The sequence below is a fragment of the Ruegeria sp. S84 genome (assembly GCF_056583445.1).
Map to the genome: position 1 here is coordinate 2,018,515 of NZ_CM152618.1, position 20,778 is coordinate 2,039,292.

24 protein-coding genes are annotated in these 20,778 nt (G+C 58.3%); 1 reads left to right on the plus strand and 23 read right to left on the minus strand.

The genetic code is table 11. The annotated features are described in order from the left end of the window. The 22 genes from nuoH to AC1DFB_RS10285 form a co-directional block, all read right to left on the minus strand. Entirely contained in the window at window positions 1–1,038 is a 1,038-nt protein-coding gene (gene nuoH / locus AC1DFB_RS10180; protein WP_039534288.1) for an NADH-quinone oxidoreductase subunit NuoH, read from the minus strand. Between the two features lie 204 nt (window positions 1,039–1,242). Further along, window positions 1,243–3,264, minus strand: a complete 2,022-nt coding sequence (gene nuoG, locus AC1DFB_RS10185; protein WP_223117776.1) for an NADH-quinone oxidoreductase subunit NuoG — start codon at window positions 3,262–3,264, stop codon at window positions 1,243–1,245. A 2-nt stretch (window positions 3,265–3,266) separates the two neighbouring features. Next, window positions 3,267–3,671: a DUF5333 domain-containing protein gene (locus AC1DFB_RS10190; RefSeq protein ID WP_170424103.1), complete on the minus strand. Its 405-nt coding sequence runs from the start codon at window positions 3,669–3,671 to the stop codon at window positions 3,267–3,269. A gap of 98 nt (window positions 3,672–3,769) precedes the next feature. Next, window positions 3,770–4,129 (minus strand): hypothetical protein, encoded by a 360-nt coding sequence (locus AC1DFB_RS10195; RefSeq protein WP_170397047.1) that lies wholly within the window; start codon window positions 4,127–4,129, stop codon window positions 3,770–3,772. 76 nt (window positions 4,130–4,205) lie between these two features. Further along, window positions 4,206–4,757 carry a DUF3291 domain-containing protein gene (locus AC1DFB_RS10200; protein WP_480921191.1) on the minus strand — a complete coding sequence of 184 codons (552 nt, stop codon included), beginning with the start codon at window positions 4,755–4,757 and terminating at the stop codon, window positions 4,206–4,208. Next, entirely contained in the window at window positions 4,706–5,122 is a 417-nt protein-coding gene (locus AC1DFB_RS10205) for an MAPEG family protein (protein ID WP_480921192.1), read from the minus strand. The genes AC1DFB_RS10200 and AC1DFB_RS10205 overlap by 52 nt, the downstream gene beginning before the upstream one ends. 5 nt (window positions 5,123–5,127) lie before the next feature. Continuing rightward, entirely contained in the window at window positions 5,128–6,426 is a 1,299-nt protein-coding gene (nuoF, locus tag AC1DFB_RS10210; RefSeq protein WP_170403997.1) for an NADH-quinone oxidoreductase subunit NuoF, read from the minus strand. A 6-nt stretch (window positions 6,427–6,432) separates the two neighbouring features. Then, window positions 6,433–6,660, minus strand: a complete 228-nt coding sequence (locus AC1DFB_RS10215) for a DUF5337 domain-containing protein (protein ID WP_170404000.1) — start codon at window positions 6,658–6,660, stop codon at window positions 6,433–6,435. 30 nt (window positions 6,661–6,690) lie between these two features. Beyond that, on the minus strand, window positions 6,691–7,791 hold the full coding sequence (gene nuoE, locus AC1DFB_RS10220; protein ID WP_170818019.1) for an NADH-quinone oxidoreductase subunit NuoE: 1,101 nt from the start codon (window positions 7,789–7,791) through the stop codon (window positions 6,691–6,693). Next, complete coding sequence (locus tag AC1DFB_RS10225) at window positions 7,791–9,014, minus strand: NADH-quinone oxidoreductase subunit D (protein WP_010442773.1); 1,224 nt, start codon at window positions 9,012–9,014, stop codon at window positions 7,791–7,793. The genes nuoE and AC1DFB_RS10225 overlap by 1 nt, the downstream gene beginning before the upstream one ends. After that, a complete protein-coding gene (locus tag AC1DFB_RS10230; RefSeq protein WP_010442774.1) occupies window positions 9,014–9,139 on the minus strand; it encodes a hypothetical protein in 126 nt (41 codons plus the stop codon). The genes AC1DFB_RS10225 and AC1DFB_RS10230 overlap by 1 nt, the downstream gene beginning before the upstream one ends. Beyond that, on the minus strand, window positions 9,139–9,312 hold the full coding sequence (locus AC1DFB_RS10235) for a hypothetical protein (protein ID WP_170397057.1): 174 nt from the start codon (window positions 9,310–9,312) through the stop codon (window positions 9,139–9,141). The genes AC1DFB_RS10230 and AC1DFB_RS10235 overlap by 1 nt, the downstream gene beginning before the upstream one ends. Before the next feature lie 3 nt (window positions 9,313–9,315). Further along, window positions 9,316–9,918 carry an NADH-quinone oxidoreductase subunit C gene (locus tag AC1DFB_RS10240; protein ID WP_170397059.1) on the minus strand — a complete coding sequence of 201 codons (603 nt, stop codon included), beginning with the start codon at window positions 9,916–9,918 and terminating at the stop codon, window positions 9,316–9,318. A gap of 11 nt (window positions 9,919–9,929) precedes the next feature. Then, window positions 9,930–10,463 carry a NuoB/complex I 20 kDa subunit family protein gene (locus AC1DFB_RS10245; protein ID WP_010442777.1) on the minus strand — a complete coding sequence of 178 codons (534 nt, stop codon included), beginning with the start codon at window positions 10,461–10,463 and terminating at the stop codon, window positions 9,930–9,932. After that, complete coding sequence (locus AC1DFB_RS10250) at window positions 10,454–10,819, minus strand: NADH-quinone oxidoreductase subunit A (RefSeq protein WP_010442778.1); 366 nt, start codon at window positions 10,817–10,819, stop codon at window positions 10,454–10,456. Before AC1DFB_RS10250 ends, AC1DFB_RS10245 begins: the two co-directional genes overlap by 10 nt. 182 nt (window positions 10,820–11,001) lie before the next feature. Further along, complete coding sequence (locus AC1DFB_RS10255; protein WP_480921193.1) at window positions 11,002–11,784, minus strand: crotonase/enoyl-CoA hydratase family protein; 783 nt, start codon at window positions 11,782–11,784, stop codon at window positions 11,002–11,004. Between the two features lie 3 nt (window positions 11,785–11,787). After that, window positions 11,788–12,642: a hydroxymethylglutaryl-CoA lyase gene (locus AC1DFB_RS10260; RefSeq protein ID WP_480921194.1), complete on the minus strand. Its 855-nt coding sequence runs from the start codon at window positions 12,640–12,642 to the stop codon at window positions 11,788–11,790. Window positions 12,643–12,721: 79 nt separating this feature from the next. Then, window positions 12,722–14,653 carry an acetyl/propionyl/methylcrotonyl-CoA carboxylase subunit alpha gene (locus AC1DFB_RS10265; RefSeq protein ID WP_480921195.1) on the minus strand — a complete coding sequence of 644 codons (1,932 nt, stop codon included), beginning with the start codon at window positions 14,651–14,653 and terminating at the stop codon, window positions 12,722–12,724. 3 nt (window positions 14,654–14,656) lie between these two features. Next, entirely contained in the window at window positions 14,657–15,082 is a 426-nt protein-coding gene (locus AC1DFB_RS10270) for an ASCH domain-containing protein (protein WP_480921196.1), read from the minus strand. A gap of 1 nt (window position 15,083) precedes the next feature. Further along, entirely contained in the window at window positions 15,084–16,691 is a 1,608-nt protein-coding gene (locus AC1DFB_RS10275) for a carboxyl transferase domain-containing protein (protein WP_480921197.1), read from the minus strand. Beyond that, a complete protein-coding gene (locus AC1DFB_RS10280; protein ID WP_170404033.1) occupies window positions 16,688–17,152 on the minus strand; it encodes a lysozyme inhibitor LprI family protein in 465 nt (154 codons plus the stop codon). The genes AC1DFB_RS10275 and AC1DFB_RS10280 overlap by 4 nt, the downstream gene beginning before the upstream one ends. Then, window positions 17,149–18,675, minus strand: coding sequence for an AMP-binding protein (locus AC1DFB_RS10285; protein WP_480921198.1), 1,527 nt, complete (start codon window positions 18,673–18,675; stop codon window positions 17,149–17,151). Before AC1DFB_RS10285 ends, AC1DFB_RS10280 begins: the two co-directional genes overlap by 4 nt. 136 nt (window positions 18,676–18,811) lie before the next feature. On the opposite strand from AC1DFB_RS10285, the gene AC1DFB_RS10290 reads away from it, so the two are divergent. Next, window positions 18,812–19,417, plus strand: coding sequence for an OmpW/AlkL family protein (locus AC1DFB_RS10290; protein ID WP_170404039.1), 606 nt, complete (start codon window positions 18,812–18,814; stop codon window positions 19,415–19,417). A 47-nt stretch (window positions 19,418–19,464) separates the two neighbouring features. On the opposite strand, the gene AC1DFB_RS10295 is transcribed toward AC1DFB_RS10290, so the two are convergent. Continuing rightward, complete coding sequence (locus tag AC1DFB_RS10295; RefSeq protein WP_170404042.1) at window positions 19,465–20,628, minus strand: isovaleryl-CoA dehydrogenase; 1,164 nt, start codon at window positions 20,626–20,628, stop codon at window positions 19,465–19,467. Window positions 20,629–20,778: the final 150 nt, after the last annotated feature.

Below are 20,778 nucleotides of genomic sequence, written 5' to 3' on the forward strand. Positions count from 1 at the left end.
TCAGCCTCCTACGCTCCAACGGGCAAACGCGCCCCAGAACCAGTCGAATTTCGCCGCGAAGGCCACGAAGACGACCCAGACGAGGCTGAACGGCAAGAACACTTTCCAACCCAGGCGCATCAACTGGTCATAGCGGTAGCGGGGTGTGATCGCCTTGACCATCGCGAAGATGAAGAAGAAGAACGCCATCTTGGCAACCATCCACAATACGCCGTCAGGCAGGCCTGGGATCGGGGACAGCCAGCCGCCAAAGAACAGCAGTGTGGTCAGAGCACACATCAGGAAGATGGCGATGTATTCACCAGCCATGAAAAGCAGGAAAGGCGTGGCCGAGTATTCGACCTGATAGCCTGCAACCAGTTCCGATTCCGCCTCGGGCAGATCGAAGGGTGGACGGTTGGTTTCAGCCAATGCCGAGATGAAAAACAGGAACACCATCGGGAAATGCGGCAGCCAGTACCAGCTGAAGAATCCGAACGAGCCATCCTGTGCGCGGACGATATCACCAAAGTTCATCGAACCGGTCGAGATGATGATGCCGATGATGATCAGACCGATGGATACCTCGTATGAAATCATCTGCGCGGCAGAGCGCAGCGACCCAAGGAATGGATACTTTGAGTTCGACGCCCAACCACCCATAATCACGCCATAAACCTCAAGCGATGAGACTGCGAAGACATAGAGGATGGCGACGTTGATGTCCGACAGGACCCAGCCATCGTTGAACGGGATCACCGCCCAGGCGATCATCGCGAGGACAAAACTGGTCAATGGTGCGAGGATAAACACCGTACGGTCGGCACCTGCGGGAATGACGACCTCTTTCACCACATATTTCAGTGCGTCCGCCACCGATTGCAGCAGGCCGTATACGCCGACAACGTTGGGGCCGCGACGCATCTGGACGGCGGCCCAGATCTTGCGGTCGCCGTAAACGAGGAACAACAGCGAGATCATCACGAACGCAACAACAGCAAGCACTTGCGCCAGAATGATGATGGCTATTCCGCCTGGGGTGTTAAAGAAGTCAGCCATTGGTCCTCACACCGTGGGTATTTTGGTTTCCGCGTGCGATGCAAAGGCCAGATGCCTGCGCAATCTGCGGCTGGGTCGGCGCGTTGGTGTAAACAGCATCTGCCGTCTGTACGCCACCCTTAATCTTCAATTTCACACGCAAATCCGGCGCGGCTATCTGCCACCCGGGCACCGCGTACGTCTGCGATATGAAACGTTTCTGGTTCATTCAGCCGCAATCTTCTCAGTCTTGCGGGTCTGCGCCTGTGCCGATAGTTCGGCCATCAATTGCGAGGCGCGGGCAATCGGGTTGGTCAGGTAGAAATCCTTGATTGCATTGCGGAAGCTGGCTTCTCCCAATTTTCCGGCTTGTAGCGCCGCTGCTTCATTCTCAATCACCTCATCAATGCGCGCCAGATGCGGAACAGATTCGAGCAAGGAGGTGCGCAACTGAGCCAATGTATCGTAGGGCAGAGTAGCCCCCAGCTCGGCAGACAACGCCCTTAGGATTGCCCAGTTTTCCTTGGCCTCTCCCGGTGCAAAGCCTGCGCGCATGGCGAGTTGAGGACGCCCTTCGGTGTTCACGAACAGACCGTTTTCTTCTGTGTAAGCCGCCCCCGGCAGGATCACATCTGCGCGGTGCGCGCCACGATCGCCGTGACTGCCCTGATAGATCACAAAAGCACCCTCGCCGATCTCGACTTCGTCAGCACCGAGGTTATAGATCACATCGGCCGCGTTGACCGCCTCCATGCCACTTTCGTTGGTCGCATCCACATCCATCGCACCTACGCGCGATGCCGCGGTGTGCAGAACGATCAGCCCACTTTCGGTATTGCTTGCAATGGCTTGCGCGGCGGCCAGAACGGCAGAGCCATCGGCCTCCTGTAGCGCGCCCTGCCCGACGATGACAAGAGAGCGCTTGCTCTTGATCTCATCATCACCACCCATATCAACGATGGTCTGCAGCGCGGCACGGTCGCTGCCTACATGGTGATACTCATAGGTCAGATCGACGGCAGGCCCGACCAAGGCCACCTCGGCGCCGTGTGCCCAGGCCTTGCGGATACGAGCATTCAAAACCGGAGCCTCGTCACGCGGGTTGGTCCCGATCAACAGGATACGTTCAGCTGCATCAATATCTTCGATTGCCGCGGTCCCGGCATAGGCTGCTCGGTTACCCGCAGGCAGTTTGGCGCCGTCGGTGCGGCACTCAACGATACCGCCTTGCCCTTCGATCATCTGTTTCAGCGCATAGATGGCCTCAACCGAAGCCAGATCACCTACGATCCCAGCCGGTTTCTCGGCCCCCTTAAGAACCTCAGCAGCTTTGTTCAGTGCTTCTGGCCATGTGGCAGGACGCAGCTTGCCGTTTTCGCGCACATAAGGCCTGTCCAGTCGCTGACGCCGTAAGCCGTCCCAGACAAAGCGGGTCTTGTCGCTGATCCATTCCTCGTTCACACCGTCATGGTTGCGCGGCAGAAAGCGCATCACTTCACGCCCTTTGGTATCTACACGGATGCTTGAGCCCAAAGCGTCCATCACGTCGATACTCTCGGTTTTGGTCAGTTCCCAAGGGCGAGCGGTGAATGCATATGGCTTCGAGGTCAACGCCCCTACCGGGCACAGATCGATGATGTTGCCCTGCAGGTTCGAATCCAGCGTCTGGTTCAGGTACGAGGTGATCTCGGCATCTTCGCCGCGTCCGGTCTGACCCATCTGGGTGATCCCGGCGACCTCTGTGGTGAAGCGCACGCAACGAGTACAACTGATGCAGCGAGTCATCGCGGTGCCAACCAGCGGACCAAGGTCCAGATCATCCACGGCACGCTTGGCTTCTTTGAAGCGCGTCCCTGACAGACCATAGGCCATGGCCTGATCCTGCAGGTCACACTCACCGCCCTGATCGCAGATCGGGCAATCCAGCGGGTGGTTGATCAGCAGAAACTCCATCACCCCTTCGCGGGCCTTCTTGACCATGGGCGAGTTCGTCTTGACCACCGGTGCCTGCCCTTCCGGACCCGGACGCAGATCGCGCACCTGCATCGCGCAGGAGGCCGCCGGTTTCGGCGGGCCGCCCACGACCTCGACCAGACACATCCGGCAGTTCCCGGCAATCGACAGACGCTCGTGATAGCAAAAGCGCGGCACCTCGACCCCGGCCTGCTCGCAGGCCTGGATCAGTGTCATCGCGCCATCGACTTCGATTTCCTGCCCGTCGATATTGACTTTGCGGAGGTCAGACATCGCTAGTTCGCCCTCAAATACACGCCGATGGCGCTGTTTCTTTCAATCTCTTTCCGCCCCAACGTGCAGAAAGAATTGGGATTTTCATAAGACACGCCGTTTTGGGTCAGATATGCCTCACCCTTGGCACGCATCCTGTCTTTCTCGGCATCCGAGTCCACATAGGCGCGGATTTCCTTGTCCGAATATCCCAGTTTGTTCGCCTTGGACCGCAGATCCCACATCACCCCAATCGCCTTAAGTCGACGCCCGCTGATCGACGGACAGTACTCCGAAATCTCATTTGCGATCGCGATGTAGTAGAGTTCGTTGTCGATCTCTTTGACATCCCTCAAGGGTGGTTTGGCTTCGGCCATTACAGGCATCGAAATCGCGCAAATCGCGGCCAGAAGTCGTACAACAGTCATGACATTTCCTTTCGTCTTGGGATTCCCAAGACGGCGGTCAGCCGGGCTGCTATGCAATAACAGCCCATGGGTTTTGCCGTGATATGCGGTACGGTGGCTCATGGTCGCTGACAGCTTCCGGCATATGTCAGCTTATCGTTTTCGATCCGTAGATTTTGCGGCTCGGTCTCCGGCCCAACCTTCCATACAATTCTGGACGATCCAAAATTCTGAATGCAGAATTTTGTCGCCTCATAGCGGCCCGCTTCGCGTGCGCCTTCCAATGACTGCGAAACGCCATTCACAGTCACAGTGAAATCGGTAGGCGTCGTCTTCTTATCCACGTGTTTAGCGTTGGCGTTGAAGAAAATGCCGTCAAACGCCACGCGGGTCGCCCTCGATTTCGCTGTACCGCAGGCAGATACAAGTAAGCTTCCCACCAATACCATTGTCATTACAAATACGCGCTTCGCCATCATGACCACTCCTGTTTCGTGGCTGGCGCTTGTGGCATCCGCTGATGCGCAGGAGAAAGCGTATGAATCAACATCCCGTTCACTCCGCCGCGACCTGTACGCAACGATTGTCGCGCCACTTGCTGGCCTGTTTCAATTCTGCCCACCCAAAGGCATGCTCGCCGGGTCCTTCCGAGCGCAGCTTTTCCAGACGATCCAGCGCTTCGGCCAAACTGGGGAGGTGCCCTTCCCGCACCCACCACATGACAAAATGTTGTTCGCCAAGGATTTCGAACCACTCTTGCCGACGCTCGTAGAACTGTTTGTGGATAGTCCCCCAAACAAATTTCTCAAGGCTGGCGACGTCTTCCCAAACCGTCAGGTTCGCGACGAATTGCGGATCATCCCCGATGCTGTTTTCGGTGTTGCCTGTTCCCGGTTCTCCGGACCCTTCCATCATCCAGACAAAGCCGGACATCCGCTTGCCAAGCCCGTTGACGCGATCCAGGTTGGCCATGAATTCAGCCACGCGCGGATCGTCTGTTGGCGCCAACAAACGGCCGACATTCAACTCGGCCAGATGATATCCTTCGGGCTGGATCAAAACGCGGCCACCAACGCAATAAAGCCAAGAATGAACATGCAGGCCCATCCAACCACATAAGCAACAGACCGGACCCCGCTATGCGGCTTGCCGATCCCGCGCAGGTGAATCACCAACATAACAAGCCTCGCCAGCAGCGCTATTGAGGCCAGCAGGTTCACCCAGAACGGGCTGGCCCCCAACAGGATCGCCGCGACTGTAACAGTCAAAAAGGCAGGCAGAGTTTCAGTGCCGTTCAGATAAGCGCGGTTCAAACGATAGGCCCTGTCCGAATAATCCTGATCCGGAGTGGCCCCCGGTGCCAGCCCCTTGCCCGCTTTTGCAAGCGCCGAGAACGGCGACATGAACAGAACGATCAGGGTAAAGATCACCAAAGCGGCGATCGCGTGGGAATATTCGGCATAGACTTCCATCGATTTTACTCCGCTGCCATCGCACCCATGCGGCCCGATTTCTGGGCCTTGATGCGGTCCTCTATTTCTTCTCGGAAATTGCGGATCAGACCTTGGATCGGCCAAGCGGCTGCATCGCCAAGGGCGCAGATTGTGTGGCCTTCAACCTGTTTGGTGACGTCAAACAGCATGTCGATCTCTTCCAGTTCGGCTTCACCGCGTACAAGACGGTCCATCACGCGCATCATCCAACCAGTGCCTTCACGACATGGCGTACACTGGCCGCAACTTTCGTGCTTGTAGAACTTCGACAACCGCCAGATTGCCTTGATGATGTCGGTGGACCTGTCCATCACGATGACCGCTGCCGTGCCCAGACCCGAACCCAGTTCTCCGCGCAGATAGTCAAAATCCATGATCGCGTCGCGCATGTTCTCACCGCGCACGCATGGCACCGAAGACCCGCCGGGTATTACCGCCAGCAGATTGTCCCAGCCGCCACGAATGCCGCCGCAATGGGTTTCAATCAGCTCTTCGAAGGAGATCGACATCGCCTCTTCGACGACACAGGGGTTGTTCACATGGCCCGAGATCGCAAACAGCTTGGTGCCCGCGTTGTTCTGACGGCCAAAGCCTGCGAACCAGTCGGCACCGCGCCGCAGAATCGTGGGCACAACGGCAATCGATTCCACATTGTTCACCGTGGTCGGGCAGCCATAAAGACCCGCTCCCGCCGGAAACGGAGGCTTCATGCGCGGCATACCCTTCTTGCCCTCAAGGCTTTCGATCAGAGCAGTTTCCTCGCCGCAGATATAAGCCCCAGCGCCGTGATGCAGGAACAGGTCGAAATCCCAGCCGGAACCAGCAGCATTCTTCCCGAGCAGACCCGCGTCATAGGCTTCGTCAATCGCGGCCTGCAGAGCCTCACGCTCGCGGATGTATTCGCCGCGCAGGTAGATGTAGCAAGTATGCGCGTTCATTGCGAAAGACGCGATCAGGCACCCCTCGATCAGCGTGTGCGGATCATGACGCATAATCTCGCGGTCTTTGCACGTCCCGGGTTCGGATTCATCCGCGTTCACCACCAGATAAGCCGGGCGACCATCGCTTTCCTTGGGCATGAAAGACCATTTCAGACCGGTCGGGAAACCCGCACCACCACGGCCGCGCAGACCTGAGTCTTTCATTGTCTGGATGATCCAGTCGCGGCCTTTCTCGATCAGGCCAGCGGTGCCGTCCCAATGCCCGCGGGCCTGCGCGCCTTTCAACGTGCGCTCATGCATCCCGTAGATGTTGGTAAAGATCCTGTCCTGATCCTTCAGCATCGCGTGTTACCTTTGGCTGTCCTGACGCATGCGCCAGAGTTGAAATATGTTGACGCCCGCATAGATGAATCCTGCCAAAGCGGCAAAATCAAACAGCAGCGCATAACGCCCCGGCAATCCGATTGCAGGGCCAATGAACAAGGTCATTCCAAGCCAAATCACCATCGTCACCGCAATGACGATGCCGATATGTCGGCCCTTGCGGGCTATGGCCAGTTCCTTGTCCGTATCCATCTTGTCCTGATGCCCTAGGCGGGCACTCGTTTAATCTTCGTAAGTGCCGTCTTCTTTGGCACGTTTGGCAAACTCGGTTTCTTCACCTGCAGCCAGTTTCGCGGCTTGTTCGATCCACCCGTCCCGCTCGATCCGGCCTTTGAATTTCAGCCGTGCATCGACCCAGGCCACCTGCTCAGGCGTCCATGCAGCGATCTGGTCATAATGATAAAAGCCCAGCCCGTTCAGGGTTTCTTCCAGCTTCGGACCAACGCCCTTGAGCATCTTGAGATCATCCGGCTTGCCACCCCGCGCTTCTTTCAGCGTTTCCGGCTGATCCTCTTTCGCTGCTTTCGCTTCTGCGGCCTGTTTCACAGCAGGTTTCGCGGGGGTCGGCGCTTTGGGTGGCTTCGGCGCGGCTTTGGTCGCTGCTGCTTTGCCATCCTTGCCCAGCCACGGGGTCAGGATCGGAACCTCGGTCCCGTCGATGCGCTTGACGGTATCACCCAGATCGCTCGCTAGCTGGACGCTGGCGTTATACTGCGTTCTGCCGCTGTCATATTCTGTCAGGCTTGTCAGCCCTTTGAGGGGTTCCGCCGCATAGCGCCCGTTCTGAGGACCCGGAGTCGGCACTTTGCCCGCCACCAGATCGTCGAGAATCTTGCCAAAGCTCTCGGTCGTCAGATCTTCGTAGTAATCCTTACCGATCTGCGCCATCGGGGCATTGGTGCAAGATCCGAGGCATTCCACCTCTTCCCAGCTCAGCTTGCCATCAGCAGACAGTTCATGCGGCTTTGCAGCGATCTTTTCCCTGCAAACCGCAATCAGATCTTCGGCCCCGCAGATCATACAGGAGGTCGTGCCGCAGACCTGAATATGCGCAACCGAACCAACCGGCTGCAGTTGGAACATGAAGTAGAACGAGGCAACCTCAAGAACGCGGATATAGGCCATACCAAGCATGTCGGCGACGGATTCGATCGCCGGACGGCTCAGCCATCCCTCCTGCTCCTGCGCGCGCCACAGCAGCGGGATGACCGCACTGGCCTGACGCCCCTCGGGATATTTGGTTATTTGCGCTTCGGCCCATTGCTGGTTAGCAGCGGTGAAGGCGAAGCTTTCGGGTTGTTCGGCGTGAAGACGGCGGAGCATTAGCGGTCAATTTCTCCAAATACGACGTCCATGGTGCCGATAATCGCGGCGACGTCGGCCAGTTGGTGGCCTCCGGCGACGTGGTCCATGGCTTGCAAGTGCAGGAACCCCGGCGCGCGGAGTTTGGCGCGGTAGGGCTTGTTGGTGCCGTCGGCGACCAGATATACGCCGAACTCGCCCTTGGGAGCTTCGACGGCGGCGTAGACTTCGCCCGCGGGGACGTGGAAGCCTTCGGTATAAAGCTTGAAGTGATGGATCAGGCTTTCCATCGAGGTCTTCATGTCCGACCGTTTCGGCGGGGTGATCTTTCCGCGCGCCAGAACGTCTCCGGGACAGTCGCGGATTTTGGCGATGGCCTGACGGATGATCAGCAGCGACTGGCGCATCTCTTCCATGCGCACCAGATAGCGGTCATAGCAATCGCCGTTCTTTCCGACGGGAATCTGGAACTCGAACTCGTCATAGCATTCATAGGGCTGCGCGCGGCGCAGGTCCCATGCCAGCCCCGATCCGCGCACCATTACGCCCGAGAAGCCGTATTTCTGAATGTCATCCTCGGTCACGACACCAATATCGGCGTTGCGCTGTTTGAAGATGCGGTTTTCGGTCAGCAGACCGTCGATGTCGTCCAGAACGGCGGGGAACTCGTGGCTCCACGCCTCGATATCATCCAGCAATTCCGGCGGCAGGTCCTGATGGACGCCACCGGGGCGGAAATAGGCAGCGTGCAGGCGGGCACCACAGGCACGCTCGTAGAACACCATCAGCTTTTCACGCTCTTCAAATCCCCACAGAGGCGGGGTCAGCGCGCCAACGTCCATGGCCTGAGTAGTCACGTTCAGCAGGTGGTTAAGAATACGACCGATCTCGGAATACAAAACGCGGATCAAAGAGCCGCGACGCGGTACTTCAACACCGGTCAGTTTTTCGATGGCCAGACACCAGGCATGTTCCTGGTTCATCGGTGCCACGTAATCAAGACGGTCGAAATACGGCAGATTCTGCAGATACGTCCGACTTTCCATCAGCTTTTCGGTACCACGGTGCAATAGGCCGATATGCGGGTCGCAACGTTCGACGATCTCGCCGTCCAGCTCAAGTACAAGTCGCAGAACTCCGTGCGCCGCAGGGTGTTGCGGGCCGAAGTTAATGTTGAAGTTGCGGATCTTCTGTTCTCCGCTCAGCGCGTCCGTGCTGCCGTCATCGTATCTTGAGCCGTCCATCAACGCCCTCGTTTCTTCTTCGCTTCGGCCCGTACCCGGACTTTTTCCGCCTCAGCTGCCTTGGCAGCGGCCCCAGCCAGCAGAACCCCAAGCGCCCCCAACGCAATCAGTTCCCCCAGACCCATCAGCGGCGCTCCATCTCTTGCAGTTTCATGGCCATGATCCAAATCAGGATCAGCGTTCCAATCGGGATGACGCAGGCTACGACCCAGTATTTCTCGATCCCGAAATGCGGTAGCAGCTTCAGCATCGGGATAATCGTGGCAACCGTGACGGCAATCCAGATCAGGAACTCCATGACTTACGACTCCTGTTTTTCATCCCCCGGAAGAATGTAGTTCGCACCTTCCCACGGGGACATGAAATCAAATTGACGGTATTCCTGAACCAATGAGACCGGTTCGTAGACCACGCGCTTTTGCGCTTCGTCATAGCGGACTTCAGTATAGCCAGTGGTCGGGAAATCCTTGCGCAGCGGATAGCCGCGGAAACCATAATCCGTAAGGATGCGTCGCAAGTCTGGATGACCTGAGAACAGGATGCCGAACATGTCGAACACCTCGCGCTCGAACCAATTGGCAGAGGGGTGCACGTCCACGATTGAAGGCACCATGTCATCTTCTCGGATCGAGACTCGCAAGCGAATGCGCTGGTTCTGATACATTGACAGGAAGTGGTAGACCACATCGAACCGCTTGGCCCGTTCGGGGTAGTCGACGCCGGTGATGTCAACCAGGGTCGAGAACTGGCAGGTCCGGTCACTTTTGAGAAACTCAATGAATTCCACCAGATTCGAAGGAGCCACATCGACGTTCAGCTCGCCATGGGTCACATCCCAGGCCAGAACGCAATCTGCACGTTTCAGCTCCAACTGAGCGCCGAGTTCTTTGAGTGCTTCGCTCATCTACCTCTCCCTCAGCGTACGATGGTGCCGGTTCGGCGGATTTTGCGTTGCAGCTGCATCAGTCCATACAACAACGCCTCAGCGGTTGGAGGGCAGCCGGGCACGTAGATGTCCACCGGAACAACCCGATCACAGCCACGAACGACCGAATAGGAATAGTGATAGTACCCACCGCCATTCGCGCAGGAGCCCATCGAGATCACATAGCGCGGCTCGGGCATCTGGTCATAAACCTTGCGCAGCGCCGGGGCCATCTTGTTGGTCAGCGTTCCAGCGACGATCATCACATCAGACTGGCGCGGAGACGCACGAGGCGCGATGCCGAACCGTTCCGCGTCATACCGTGGCATCGACGTGTGCATCATCTCTACCGCGCAGCAGGCCAGACCAAAGGTCATCCAGTGCAAGCTACCGGTCCGCGCCCAGTTGATGATGTCTTCGGTCGAGGTCAGCAGAAACCCCTTGTCCTGCAGTTCTGCGTTCAGGGCCTGGGTGGCGACTTCCTTGTCGACGCCGGCGGTGTTTGCGCCCGTCATCACTCCCATTCCAGGGCCCCTTTCTTCCATTCATAGGCAAAGCCGATGGTCAGCACCGCCAGGAACACCATCATCGACCAGAACCCAACATCGCTGATGTCTTTGAAGCCAACGGCCCAGGGGAACAGGAAGGCGATTTCCAGATCAAAGATGATGAAGAGAATCGCGACCAGATAGAATCGGACGTCGAATTTCATCCGCGCATCGTCGAATGCGTTGAAGCCACATTCATAGGCGCTGACCTTTTCGGGGTCGGGATTGCGGACAGCCAGGACCACAGCAGCCAGAATCAGTACGATTCCAAGGCCTACGGCAACGGCCAGAAACACCAGAATCGGGAGGTACTCCCGCAGCAGGTCTTCCACGTATAGCTCCTTTCCTGCGCAAGTCCCGAAAGGGTGCGCCGTCAATTGGCGATTTGACTGGACATTCTCTATCCCTGTGGGGTCAGAGGGTCAACCGAACAGAAACGCGCAGGTCGGCATTGTTACAATCATCCAGCGGGCGATTGCGGAGAACACTTCTGGAACAAAGTGATCGGCTAAACCTAACTAATCCATGCAGGTTTTCGTTTGTCGAAAAAGGCGCCGATTCCCTCTTGCGCCTCATCAGTTTCCCAACGCGCGACAAGCTGTCGAATGGTGTGGTCAATCACCGCGTCATCAATTCGCGGCCCAAGTGACTGGATCAGCTGCTTGGCCGAAGACACCGCACCGGGTGCACAGGACAGATAGGGAAGCACCTCAGCTTCGACCGCCTCGGCCAACGCCACAGCGGGCACCTCGCGGGTCAACAGGCCCAGTTCGACCGCTTCCGCCGCTTCGAACAGGCGGGCAGACATAAAGACGCGCCGCGACCGTGCTTCGCCCATTCGGGCAATGACATAGGGTCCAATCGTCGCCGGGATCAGGCCAAGCCGCGTCTCGGTCAGACCCATCTTCAGGCTTTCCACACCGATCGCCACATCGCAGACCGAGGCCATCCCGACACCTCCACCAAACGCGTTTCCCTGCAACGCGCCGATCAAGGGTTTGGGCAGCGTATTTAAGGCATTCAGCATCTCAGCCAGCTTGCGCGCTTCGGCAAAACGCGTCTCGGGATCGGCAGCCATCTGCGCCTGCATCCAACCCAGATCTCCCCCGGCGCAAAAGCTCTTGCCCGAGGCGGCCAGAACCACCACCCGCACCGCATCATCATTTGCCAATTGCCCAGCGGCCTGGGTTAGCTCTGCAATCATCTGCGCCGACAGTGCGTTGTGCTTCTCGGGTCGATCCAGCGTCAGAGTGGCCACGCCACGCGCGTCTGTGTTCAGCGTAATGGTCTCGAACATGTCTTATTCCGCCCGCATTGCCCGCGCCATGCGCGCCGCCTGTTCCAGAACCGGCACATCCAGACCGGTCTCATATCCCAACCGTTCCAGATGTGCGGCCACAGCTTCGGTTGCGACATTACCGGCCGCACCCGGCGCATAAGGGCAACCACCCAGCCCGCCCACGGCGGTATCAAATACCCGCACACCCAAGGCAAGCGAAGCGTCTATGTTGTCGATTGCCCGCCTGTTGGTGTCATGAAAATGACCTGCAAGCCGGGTAACCGGCACTCGTTCGCGCACCGCCAGCAGCATATGAGCAATCTTGTCCGGCGTCCCCTGCCCAATCGTGTCCCCCAGCGAAATCTCATAGCAGCCATGGGCAAACAGCGCGTCCGCCACCTCGGCCACCTTCTCGGGTGGGGTCGGGCCGTCATAGGGACAGTCGGTCACGCACGAGACATAGCCCCGGACGGGCAGATCAATATGTCGTGCCGCTTCGAGAATGGGCACAAACCGTTCGATGGATTCGGCAATCGTCGCGTTTATGTTCGCTTTCGAGAATCCCTCGGACGCCGAAGCAAACACCGCGATCTCATCTGCCTTGGCTGCCAACGCGTCCTCATACCCGCGCATATTCGGCGTCAGCGCAGCGTACCGCACGCCTTCGGTCCGTGTGATTCCAGCCATAACTTCACCGCTGCCCGCCATTTGCGGGACCCATTTCGGTGAGACAAAACTGGCAACTTCGATCCGGTTGAAACCGGCCCGGCTGAGGCAATCGACCAAGGCGACCTTCTCGGCCACCGGGATCTCGCGCTGTTCGTTCTGCAGGCCGTCGCGTGGCCCGACCTCGAATATTTCGACCCGTTCTTTCATCAGCGCATCCCTTCCCGGTTTCTTATCGTTTCAATTGCGGATGGCCCGACTTTGCCACTCAATCCACGGGCCGAACAGATCAATCCTCGGCCAACCGAACCAACGCCGCACCTGCCTCGACCTGTGCCCCCGCTTCGGCCAGCACTTCTGCAACCACGCCATCGCGGGCGGCTAATAGAGAATGCTCCATCTTCATGGCTTCCAGAATGGCCAGCCGGTCGCCCTCTTTCACCTCCTGCCCCGCCGAGGCGAAGACGGCCTTGACCAGCCCGGGCATCGGCGCCTCGATCACGTTGGTGTCACCTGCAGCACTGGCATCGCGGTCCAGAGGGTCAATGACCTCAAATACCTGCCCATAGTCGTCGAATACAGTGACCTGTGACCCGGCCATGACAACATTGGGCATGGGTGTCCCATCGATGGTCCAGCCAGCGCCACGCCGCCGCGCAACAAGCTGCGCACCTTCGATCTCCCAAATCTGCCGATCCGGGCCTTCGACCTGGACATCCAGATCAACAACCTCTCCGTCCCGCAGTAACTGCACAGCGCGATGTAACGGTGCCCATAGCGTAAAGCCCGTTTCAGAGACCGTCTCGGCCAGACCCAACGCCGTCATCGCCGCAGCCACCGCCGAAGCGTTGCTTACGCCAGCTTCCTGCACCAGATCATCAAGATCCCGCCCGATCAGCCCGGTATCCACGTCGCCCGACGCAAACCCGCTGTGCCGCGTCAGAGCACCAAGGAAGGCGAGATTTGTGACAGTCCCGGCGACCTCGGTCTGGCGCAAGGTCCGGTGGAGATTTTCCAAAGCGACCGCGCGTGTCGGGCCATGCACCACGACCTTGGCGATCATAGGGTCGTACCATGGGCTGATCGTATCCCCGGCGCGCACGCCACTGTCGGCACGGCAGCCTTCCGGGAACTGTAGATGAGTCAGCGTACCCGTCGCAGGCAGAAAGCCTTTGGGCACATCTTCGGCATAAAGCCTCGCCTCAAAGGAATGCCCGCGGATCGACAAATCGCCCTGCCGCTTCGGCAGGCTTTCACCCGCTGCTACGCGCAACTGCCATTCGACCAGATCAACGCCGGTAATGGCCTCGGTCACCGGGTGCTCGACTTGCAGGCGCGTGTTCATCTCCATGAACCAGAACCGATCCGGGCGCAGCCCGTCCGAGGCATCGACGATGAACTCAACCGTCCCTGCACCTTTGTAGCCAATCGCCTCAGCCGCACGCACGCCCGCCTGCCCCATCGCCTCACGCATCTCGGCAGTCATTCCAGGGGCTGGGGCCTCTTCGATCACTTTCTGATGTCGCCGCTGCAACGAGCAGTCGCGTTCAAACAGATGCACCGCATGGGTGCCATCGCCGAACACCTGCACCTCGATATGGCGGGGCTTGGCGACGAATTTCTCGACAAGTACAGCATCGTTACCGAACGCCGTCTTTGCCTCACCGCGCGCGCTGTCCAATGCAGCCGAGAACTCCTCGGGCGCCTCGACCAGCCGCATCCCCTTGCCACCACCACCTGCAACGGCCTTGATCAAAACGGGGTACCCGATGGTATCTGCCGCGCCAGCCAGATGTTCGGGGTCCTGATTGTTGCCATGATAGCCGGGGACGACGGGAACTCCTGCGTCCTCCATCAATACCTTGGCTGCATCCTTAAGGCCCATCTTGCGGATCGCGTCCGCCGATGGCCCGATGAAGGTCAGACCTGCAGCCTCGACTGCATCCACAAAATCCGGGTTTTCGGACAAGAAGCCATAACCAGGATGGATCGCCTGCGCTCCTGTATCCAGCGCCGCCTGAATGATCACATCACCCTTCAGATAGCTTTCGGCTGGGGCCGCGCCACCAATATGCGCCGCTTCATCCGCCATTTGTGCATGCTTGGCCGATGCATCAGCATCCGAATACACAGCCACACAAGATACGCCCATCTTCTGAGCAGTTTCCATGACCCGGCAGGCGATCTCGCCGCGGTTGGCAATCAGGATTTTGTTAAACATAGCTTACCCCTTAACCGCCAGATCTTCGACAAGACGGAAGCGTTCGCACAGCAATTCCATCTCGGGATCGAACCCGCCATTGCGTTCGAAATACCGGCGATGATCCTCGCGCCATCCCTCAAGCGTTTCATTCTCACCCTCGGCCAACGCAAAGTCTTCGGTCACATCGCAATATCGGCAGGTCGAGACCTCGACCGTTTCGATCACCAAAGCGGGGCGATCATCCCATTCCAGCGCAATATCCTGACGCCCAACGACCGGAATATCTGCACTGCCTTCGGGGTAGTCTCGCAAAGCACCACATGTCGCCGTTTTTCGGCCTAATCTTACCAACGCCAGCAGCTCGGCGCTTAGCGATGCGCTGTCTCCAAACTTGAAGGTCTGCGCGCCCGGGTAGCGGGCCAGTACTTCATTCAATGAAACGCTCATCTTACATCCTGAACACGCCGAAACGTGTCTCCTCAATCGGGGCGTTCAGCGCGGCGCTCAGCGATAGGGCCAGCACGTCGCGGCTTTTGCGCGGGTCGATGATGCCGTCATCCCAGAGCCGGGCCGAAGCGTAAAGCGGGTGGGATTGTTCTTCGAACATGCCCAGCGTCGGGCGCTTGAATTCAGCTTCTTCCTCAGCCGACCATGTGCCGCCCTGTCGTTCGATCCCGTCGCGTTTGACAGTCGCTAGGACACCTGCAGCTTGCTCGCCCCCCATCACTGAGATACGCGAATTCGGCCAAGTCCACAGGAACCGAGGCTGATAGGCGCGTCCTGCCATGCCGTAGTTTCCAGCTCCGAAGGACCCTCCGACAAGCATTGTGATCTTTGGAACGCTCGTCGTCGCCACCGCCGTCACCATCTTGGCCCCGTGCCGCGCGATGCCTTCGTTTTCGTATTTGCGGCCGACCATGAAGCCGGTGATGTTCTGCAGGAAGACCAGCGGGGTTTTGCGCTGCGAGCACAGTTCGACAAAATGCGCACCCTTCTGCGCGGCCTCAGAAAACAACACACCGTTGTTGGCAATGATCCCGACCGGGCAACCTTTGACATGGGCAAAACCGGTCACCAGCGTCTCACCAAATCGCGGTTTGAACTCGTCGAACCGAGAGCCATCGACCAGCCGCGCAATCACCTCGCGTATATCATAGGGCGTCCGCAGATCGGCCGGAACTACGCCCAAAATTTCCTCGGGATCATAGGCAGGCTCTTCCGGTGTTTCGAACTGTAGGCCAGGCTTCAGCCCGGAACCCCCCAACGACCCGACGGCCCGCCGAGCCAAGGCCAACGCATGCGCATCATCCTCGGCCAGATAATCCGCCACACCGGACAGGCGCGTATGCACATCGCCGCCACCCAGATCTTCGGCTGTCACAACCTCCCCCGTCGCAGCCTTGACCAAAGGCGGTCCGGCCAAAAAGATCGTCCCCTGCTCTTTCACGATGATCGTCACGTCGGACATCGCCGGAACGTAAGCCCCGCCCGCCGTACACGACCCCATTACAACGGCGATCTGAGCAATCCCCTTCGCGCTCATCCGCGCCTGATTATAGAAGATGCGGCCAAAGTGATCGCGGTCAGGGAAAACCTCATCCTGATTGGGCAGGTTCGCACCGCCACTGTCGACCAGATAGATGCAGGGCAGATGATTTTCCTCGGCAATCTCCTGCGCGCGGAGGTGTTTCTTGACCGTCATCGGATAATAGGTGCCGCCCTTTACTGTGGCGTCATTGCACACCACCATGACCTCGCGCCCTTGCACCCGGCCAATCCCGGCGATCACCCCAGCACAGGGCGCGGCATCCCCATACATCCCATGCGCCGCCGTCGCGCCGATTTCCAAGAACGGAGAACCCGGATCGAGCAGGTTCGCCACCCGACGACGCGGCAGCATCTTGCCCCGCGATTCATGCCGCGTCCGCGATTTTTCACCGCCACCCATGCGGGCCGCTTCGGCGGCATCCGCAATATGTGCCAGCGCATCCAGATGTGCGGCTCGGTTCGCCTTAAACCCCTCAGAGGTTGGTATGGCTTTGGATTTTATTTTCATTCCATCTTCCCCAAGTCGCGCAATTCCACAGCGCGTTCAGCGGTTTCGGTCAGCAGGCAATTTGCGGCAACAATCGAGCGTATCGTTCCATCAGACCATATGCCGTAGGCCAGAGCACATTCAGCATCCCGAAACCCGATCCATGCGCGTTGAGCATCTCGCAACTGGTCCGAAAGTTCGGGACTTTGTTCAGCCAGTTCTGCTCGACGCTGTTTATACTGTTCGTTTAGAAATGAATCCCAAATTTGGGTTTCGGCTTGAATACACTCGGTGATGCCAAGGGTTGTTTCATTTCCCGGTATAGTTTGGCAGGCATTGGCAGCTGTACCGAGACATGATGACAAGCTATCGCCATGCTGCGTCTGAGAAAAACATTGTTGAATATACGACTGGTCTACCCAAGCGCCCTGAGCGGAAACAAGCGATGGTACTAGCATCGCAGCAAATGCAATTCGCATCATGTAATTGCCTCCCCTGCAGCCCGCGCCTTCAATTCCTTCCGGATCACCTTTCCCGTCACCGTCATCGGCAACTCTTCCAGAAAGGACACCTCACGCGGATAGGAATACTGCGCCAAACGGTCCTTAACCCAATTCTGCAACTCAGCGCCCGACGCCTCAGCCCCCGGCTTCAATACCACATAGGCCTTCACGATCTCGGTCCGCAGCTCATCGGGCTTGCCGACCACGCCCACCGTTGCCACTGAAGGATGGGTCAGCAGGCAATCCTCGATCTCAGCCGGGCCAATCCGGTATCCTGCCGAGGTAATCACGTCATCATCACGACCGACAAAGCGCAGATAATCGCCCTCCCACACGCCACGGTCACCGGTGATCAGCCAATCACCTCGGAATTTCTCAGCCGTTGCTTGCGGATTATTCCAGTATTCCAGCAGCATTGAGGCCGAACCGCGCCGGATGGCGACGTCACCTTCCTCCGTCGTCGGTTGGCCATGATCGTCAATTACCGCCACCTCATGACCCGGCACCGGTTTACCGATACAGCCGGGGCGAACGGAGAAGTCCTCGGCGCAGGAGGATACGACCATGTTACACTCGGTCTGGCCATAAAACTCGTTGATCGTCAGACCAAACGCCTGCTGGCCCCAAGCCAACATCTCCGCGCCCAAAGGCTCGCCCCCAGACGCCACCGACCGCAATCCCGGTATCGACTGATCCGCAGCTTTGAGCATCCGTAAAGCCGTCGGTGGAAAGAAGACGTTCCGCACCCCCGCCCGCGCGATCACATCGGCGCAGGCCTGTGGGGTGAATTTGTCCAACCGCGTGGCGACCACCGGAACGCCCAGCGCAAGCCCGGGCATCAGAACGTCGAACAAACCGCCGATCCACGCCCAGTCTGCTGGCGTCCACAGGCAATCCCCATCGCGCAAGTGATTGTGGCTGATCGAGACGCCCGGCAGGTGGCCCGTCAGCACGCGATGGCCGTGCAGCGCACCCTTGGGGCTGCCAGTAGTGCCGGACGTGTAGATTAGGACTGCCGGATCCTCGGGGCCGGTATCAGCAAAGGGCACCGGTTCCCCTTCCTGCCTAATCTCATCAACCAAAAGCGGTTGGGCCAATTCACCCAGTAACGCAGACCCTTCCGCATCGGTCAAAACGATCCGCGCACCTGCATCTCTGACACGCGACGCCAGCGCATCGTGCTTGAACAGCTTGAACAGCGGCACCGAAATCGCGCCGATCTTCCAGATCGCCAGATGCGCGGCGGCACACCACGGCGACTGGCTGAGCAAGACGCCAACCCGGTCTCCTGGCTGGACCCGAGCTATCAACGCGCGAGCGATGCCATCAACCATAAGCTCCAGTTCGCCAAATGTTACCACGCTCGGATCGCCCCGGGTCAGATCCAGCAAAGCAACCCGATCGGATTGTTGCGACAGGCATTGCTGCGCCATGTTCAGCCGATAAGGCATCGCCCAGCTTTGGTCGCCGCGCAAACCCGGTATGCGCTCAGCGGGATGCATGCTGATTTTCCCTTATTTCATTAGCGGTTGCAGCTAGCCTCCCCGCTTCAGCAATTTCCGGAGTTTGATGCAGATCAGAGCATTTCTGCGCCGCGGCATCCAAAACATCGGCATCAACGCAAGCAAAGGCACGAATATGACAAAGAAACTCGCCGCTTTGACCCTTTCTACCGCACTTGTCGCTCTGGCTGCCCCAGCCTTCGCCCAATCCCAAGGCGATTGGACAGTCGGTGTTGGTGTCGGCTATCTGGACCCCAAATCCGACAATGGGACTCTGGCCGGGTTCGACGCCGAAATCGACTCGGACACCCGTCCGATTTTCACCGTCGAATACTTCGTTCAGGACAATCTCGGGATCGAGCTCTTGGCCTCGACCCCCTACAAGCATGACGTCACTCTCGGTGGCAGCGTTGACGCGGGCAGCGTCAAGCATCTTCCGCCTACTCTGTCGCTGAACTATCACTTCCCGACCAATAGCGCGTGGAAGCCCTATGTCGGCGCCGGTCTGAACTACACCATCTTCTTCGAGGAAGACTCGCCTTTGGGCGATCTCGATCTGGACAACTCCTTCGGCGTTTCTCTGCAGGCCGGTCTGGATTACATGGTCACGGAAAAAGGCGCGGTGCGTCTGAACGTGCGCTGGTTCGACATCGACTCGGACGTCAAACTTGACGGCAACGACATCGGCACCGCCGAAATCGACCCGTTCCTGATTGGCCTGTCCTACGTTCATCGTTTCTGATCCAATCGCAAAAAGCCCCGTGGTTCAATGAACTGCGGGGTTTTCCATCACAACATCTCGTTCATCATTTCGCGCCCAATCAGCATGCGGCGGATTTCGCTGGTGCCCGCGCCGATCTCCATCAGCTTTGCATCTCGGAAAATCCGGCTGACTGGCGAATCCGACAGGAATCCGGCACCACCCAACGCCTGAACGGCTTGATGCGCCTGCACCATCGCCTGTTCCGAGGCATATAGGCAGCACGCTGCAGCATCCTGACGGGTTACATCCCCGCGGTCGCATGCCTTGGCAACTTCGTAGACATAGGCCCGCGCCGAATTCATGGCTGTGTACATATCCGCGATCTTGCCTTGCATGAGCTGGAAGCTCCCGATCGGTTTTCCGAACTGCTTACGCTCGGCCAGATAGGGCATCACTTCATCCAAGCAGGCGGCCATGATCCCGGTTCCAATACCCGCAAGAACCACACGCTCATAGTCCAGACCGGACATCAGAACGGCTACACCCCGCCCTTCTTCGCCCAGAACATTCTCGAACGGCACTTCAACATCTTCAAAGATCAACTCAGCGGTGTTCGAGCCGCGCATGCCAAGCTTGTCGAAATGAGGCGAAGTCGAAAACCCGGTCATCTCTTTCTCGATCAGAAAAGCCGTGATCCCCTTTGACCCGGCGTCCGGATCGGTCTTGGCATAGACGACCAGAGTGTCTGCATCCGGCCCGTTGGTGATCCAATATTTGTTGCCATTCAGCCGATAGTGATCGTTTCGCTTTTCTGCACGTAGCTTCATGGAAACCACATCCGACCCAGCCGAGGGCTCGGACATAGCCAACGCCCCGACGTGTTCACCCGAAATCAGACCGGGCAGATATTTTTTCTTCTGCTCTTCTGTTCCGTTCAACTTGATCTGGTTCACGCACAAGTTCGAATGCGCCCCGTAGGACAAAGATACCGAGGCCGAGGCGCGCGCCACTTCCTCAACTGCCACCGTATGCGCCAGATAGGACATACCGGCCCCGCCATATTCTTCAGGGACTGTAACGCCCAACAAACCAAGCTCACCCATCTCTTTCCACAGCTCATTCGGAAAGGCATTGGACGCGTCGATCTCGGCCGCCATCGGCTTGACCCGTTCCTGAGCCCAGCGGTGCACCATCTCACGCAGGGCGTTCACGTCCTCGCCCAGATCGAATTGCATTGTGGCCATAAACATGCAGGGCTCCTCCGATTGCATTAATGAACAAGCGTTCAATAATCAGATAGCAGCGTTTCCTCCTCGGGTCAATGACGACACGCAGGCCAACGCAAAACGCCGCCCGGCAAGGGGCGGCGTTTTCAGATAAATCGAGCGTGCGCTGAGAGC

Bases quoted from the DNA above. Each gene is read 5' to 3' on its own strand.
- AC1DFB_RS10295 (WP_170404042.1), bottom strand. From the start codon at position 20,628: ATGTTTATGGCCACAATGCAATTCGATCTGGGCGAGGACGTGAACGCC.
- AC1DFB_RS10215 (WP_170404000.1), bottom strand. From the start codon at position 6,660: ATGGATACGGACAAGGAACTGGCCATAGCCCGCAAGGGCCGACATATC.
- AC1DFB_RS10195 (WP_170397047.1), bottom strand. From the start codon at position 4,129: ATGATGGCGAAGCGCGTATTTGTAATGACAATGGTATTGGTGGGAAGC.
- AC1DFB_RS10230 (WP_010442774.1), bottom strand. From the start codon at position 9,139: ATGGGTCTGGGGGAACTGATTGCGTTGGGGGCGCTTGGGGTTCTGCTG.
- AC1DFB_RS10255 (WP_480921193.1), bottom strand. From the start codon at position 11,784: ATGTTCGAGACCATTACGCTGAACACAGACGCGCGTGGCGTGGCCACT.
- AC1DFB_RS10245 (WP_010442777.1), bottom strand. From the start codon at position 10,463: ATGGGAGTGATGACGGGCGCAAACACCGCCGGCGTCGACAAGGAAGTC.
- nuoG (WP_223117776.1), bottom strand. From the start codon at position 3,264: ATGTCTGACCTCCGCAAAGTCAATATCGACGGGCAGGAAATCGAAGTC.
- nuoE (WP_170818019.1), bottom strand. From the start codon at position 7,791: ATGCTCCGCCGTCTTCACGCCGAACAACCCGAAAGCTTCGCCTTCACC.
- AC1DFB_RS10275 (WP_480921197.1), bottom strand. From the start codon at position 16,691: ATGAAAATAAAATCCAAAGCCATACCAACCTCTGAGGGGTTTAAGGCG.
- AC1DFB_RS10280 (WP_170404033.1), bottom strand. From the start codon at position 17,152: ATGATGCGAATTGCATTTGCTGCGATGCTAGTACCATCGCTTGTTTCC.
- AC1DFB_RS10260 (WP_480921194.1), bottom strand. From the start codon at position 12,642: ATGAAAGAACGGGTCGAAATATTCGAGGTCGGGCCACGCGACGGCCTG.
- AC1DFB_RS10240 (WP_170397059.1), bottom strand. From the start codon at position 9,918: ATGAGCGAAGCACTCAAAGAACTCGGCGCTCAGTTGGAGCTGAAACGT.
- AC1DFB_RS10270 (WP_480921196.1), bottom strand. From the start codon at position 15,082: ATGAGCGTTTCATTGAATGAAGTACTGGCCCGCTACCCGGGCGCGCAG.
- nuoF (WP_170403997.1), bottom strand. From the start codon at position 6,426: ATGCTGAAGGATCAGGACAGGATCTTTACCAACATCTACGGGATGCAT.
- AC1DFB_RS10190 (WP_170424103.1), bottom strand. From the start codon at position 3,671: ATGACTGTTGTACGACTTCTGGCCGCGATTTGCGCGATTTCGATGCCT.
- AC1DFB_RS10235 (WP_170397057.1), bottom strand. From the start codon at position 9,312: ATGGAGTTCCTGATCTGGATTGCCGTCACGGTTGCCACGATTATCCCG.
- AC1DFB_RS10200 (WP_480921191.1), bottom strand. From the start codon at position 4,757: ATGGGCCTGCATGTTCATTCTTGGCTTTATTGCGTTGGTGGCCGCGTT.
- nuoH (WP_039534288.1), bottom strand. From the start codon at position 1,038: ATGGCTGACTTCTTTAACACCCCAGGCGGAATAGCCATCATCATTCTG.
- AC1DFB_RS10225 (WP_010442773.1), bottom strand. From the start codon at position 9,014: ATGGACGGCTCAAGATACGATGACGGCAGCACGGACGCGCTGAGCGGA.
- AC1DFB_RS10285 (WP_480921198.1), bottom strand. From the start codon at position 18,675: ATGCATCCCGCTGAGCGCATACCGGGTTTGCGCGGCGACCAAAGCTGG.
- AC1DFB_RS10265 (WP_480921195.1), bottom strand. From the start codon at position 14,653: ATGTTTAACAAAATCCTGATTGCCAACCGCGGCGAGATCGCCTGCCGG.
- AC1DFB_RS10290 (WP_170404039.1), top strand. From the start codon at position 18,812: ATGACAAAGAAACTCGCCGCTTTGACCCTTTCTACCGCACTTGTCGCT.
- AC1DFB_RS10205 (WP_480921192.1), bottom strand. From the start codon at position 5,122: ATGGAAGTCTATGCCGAATATTCCCACGCGATCGCCGCTTTGGTGATC.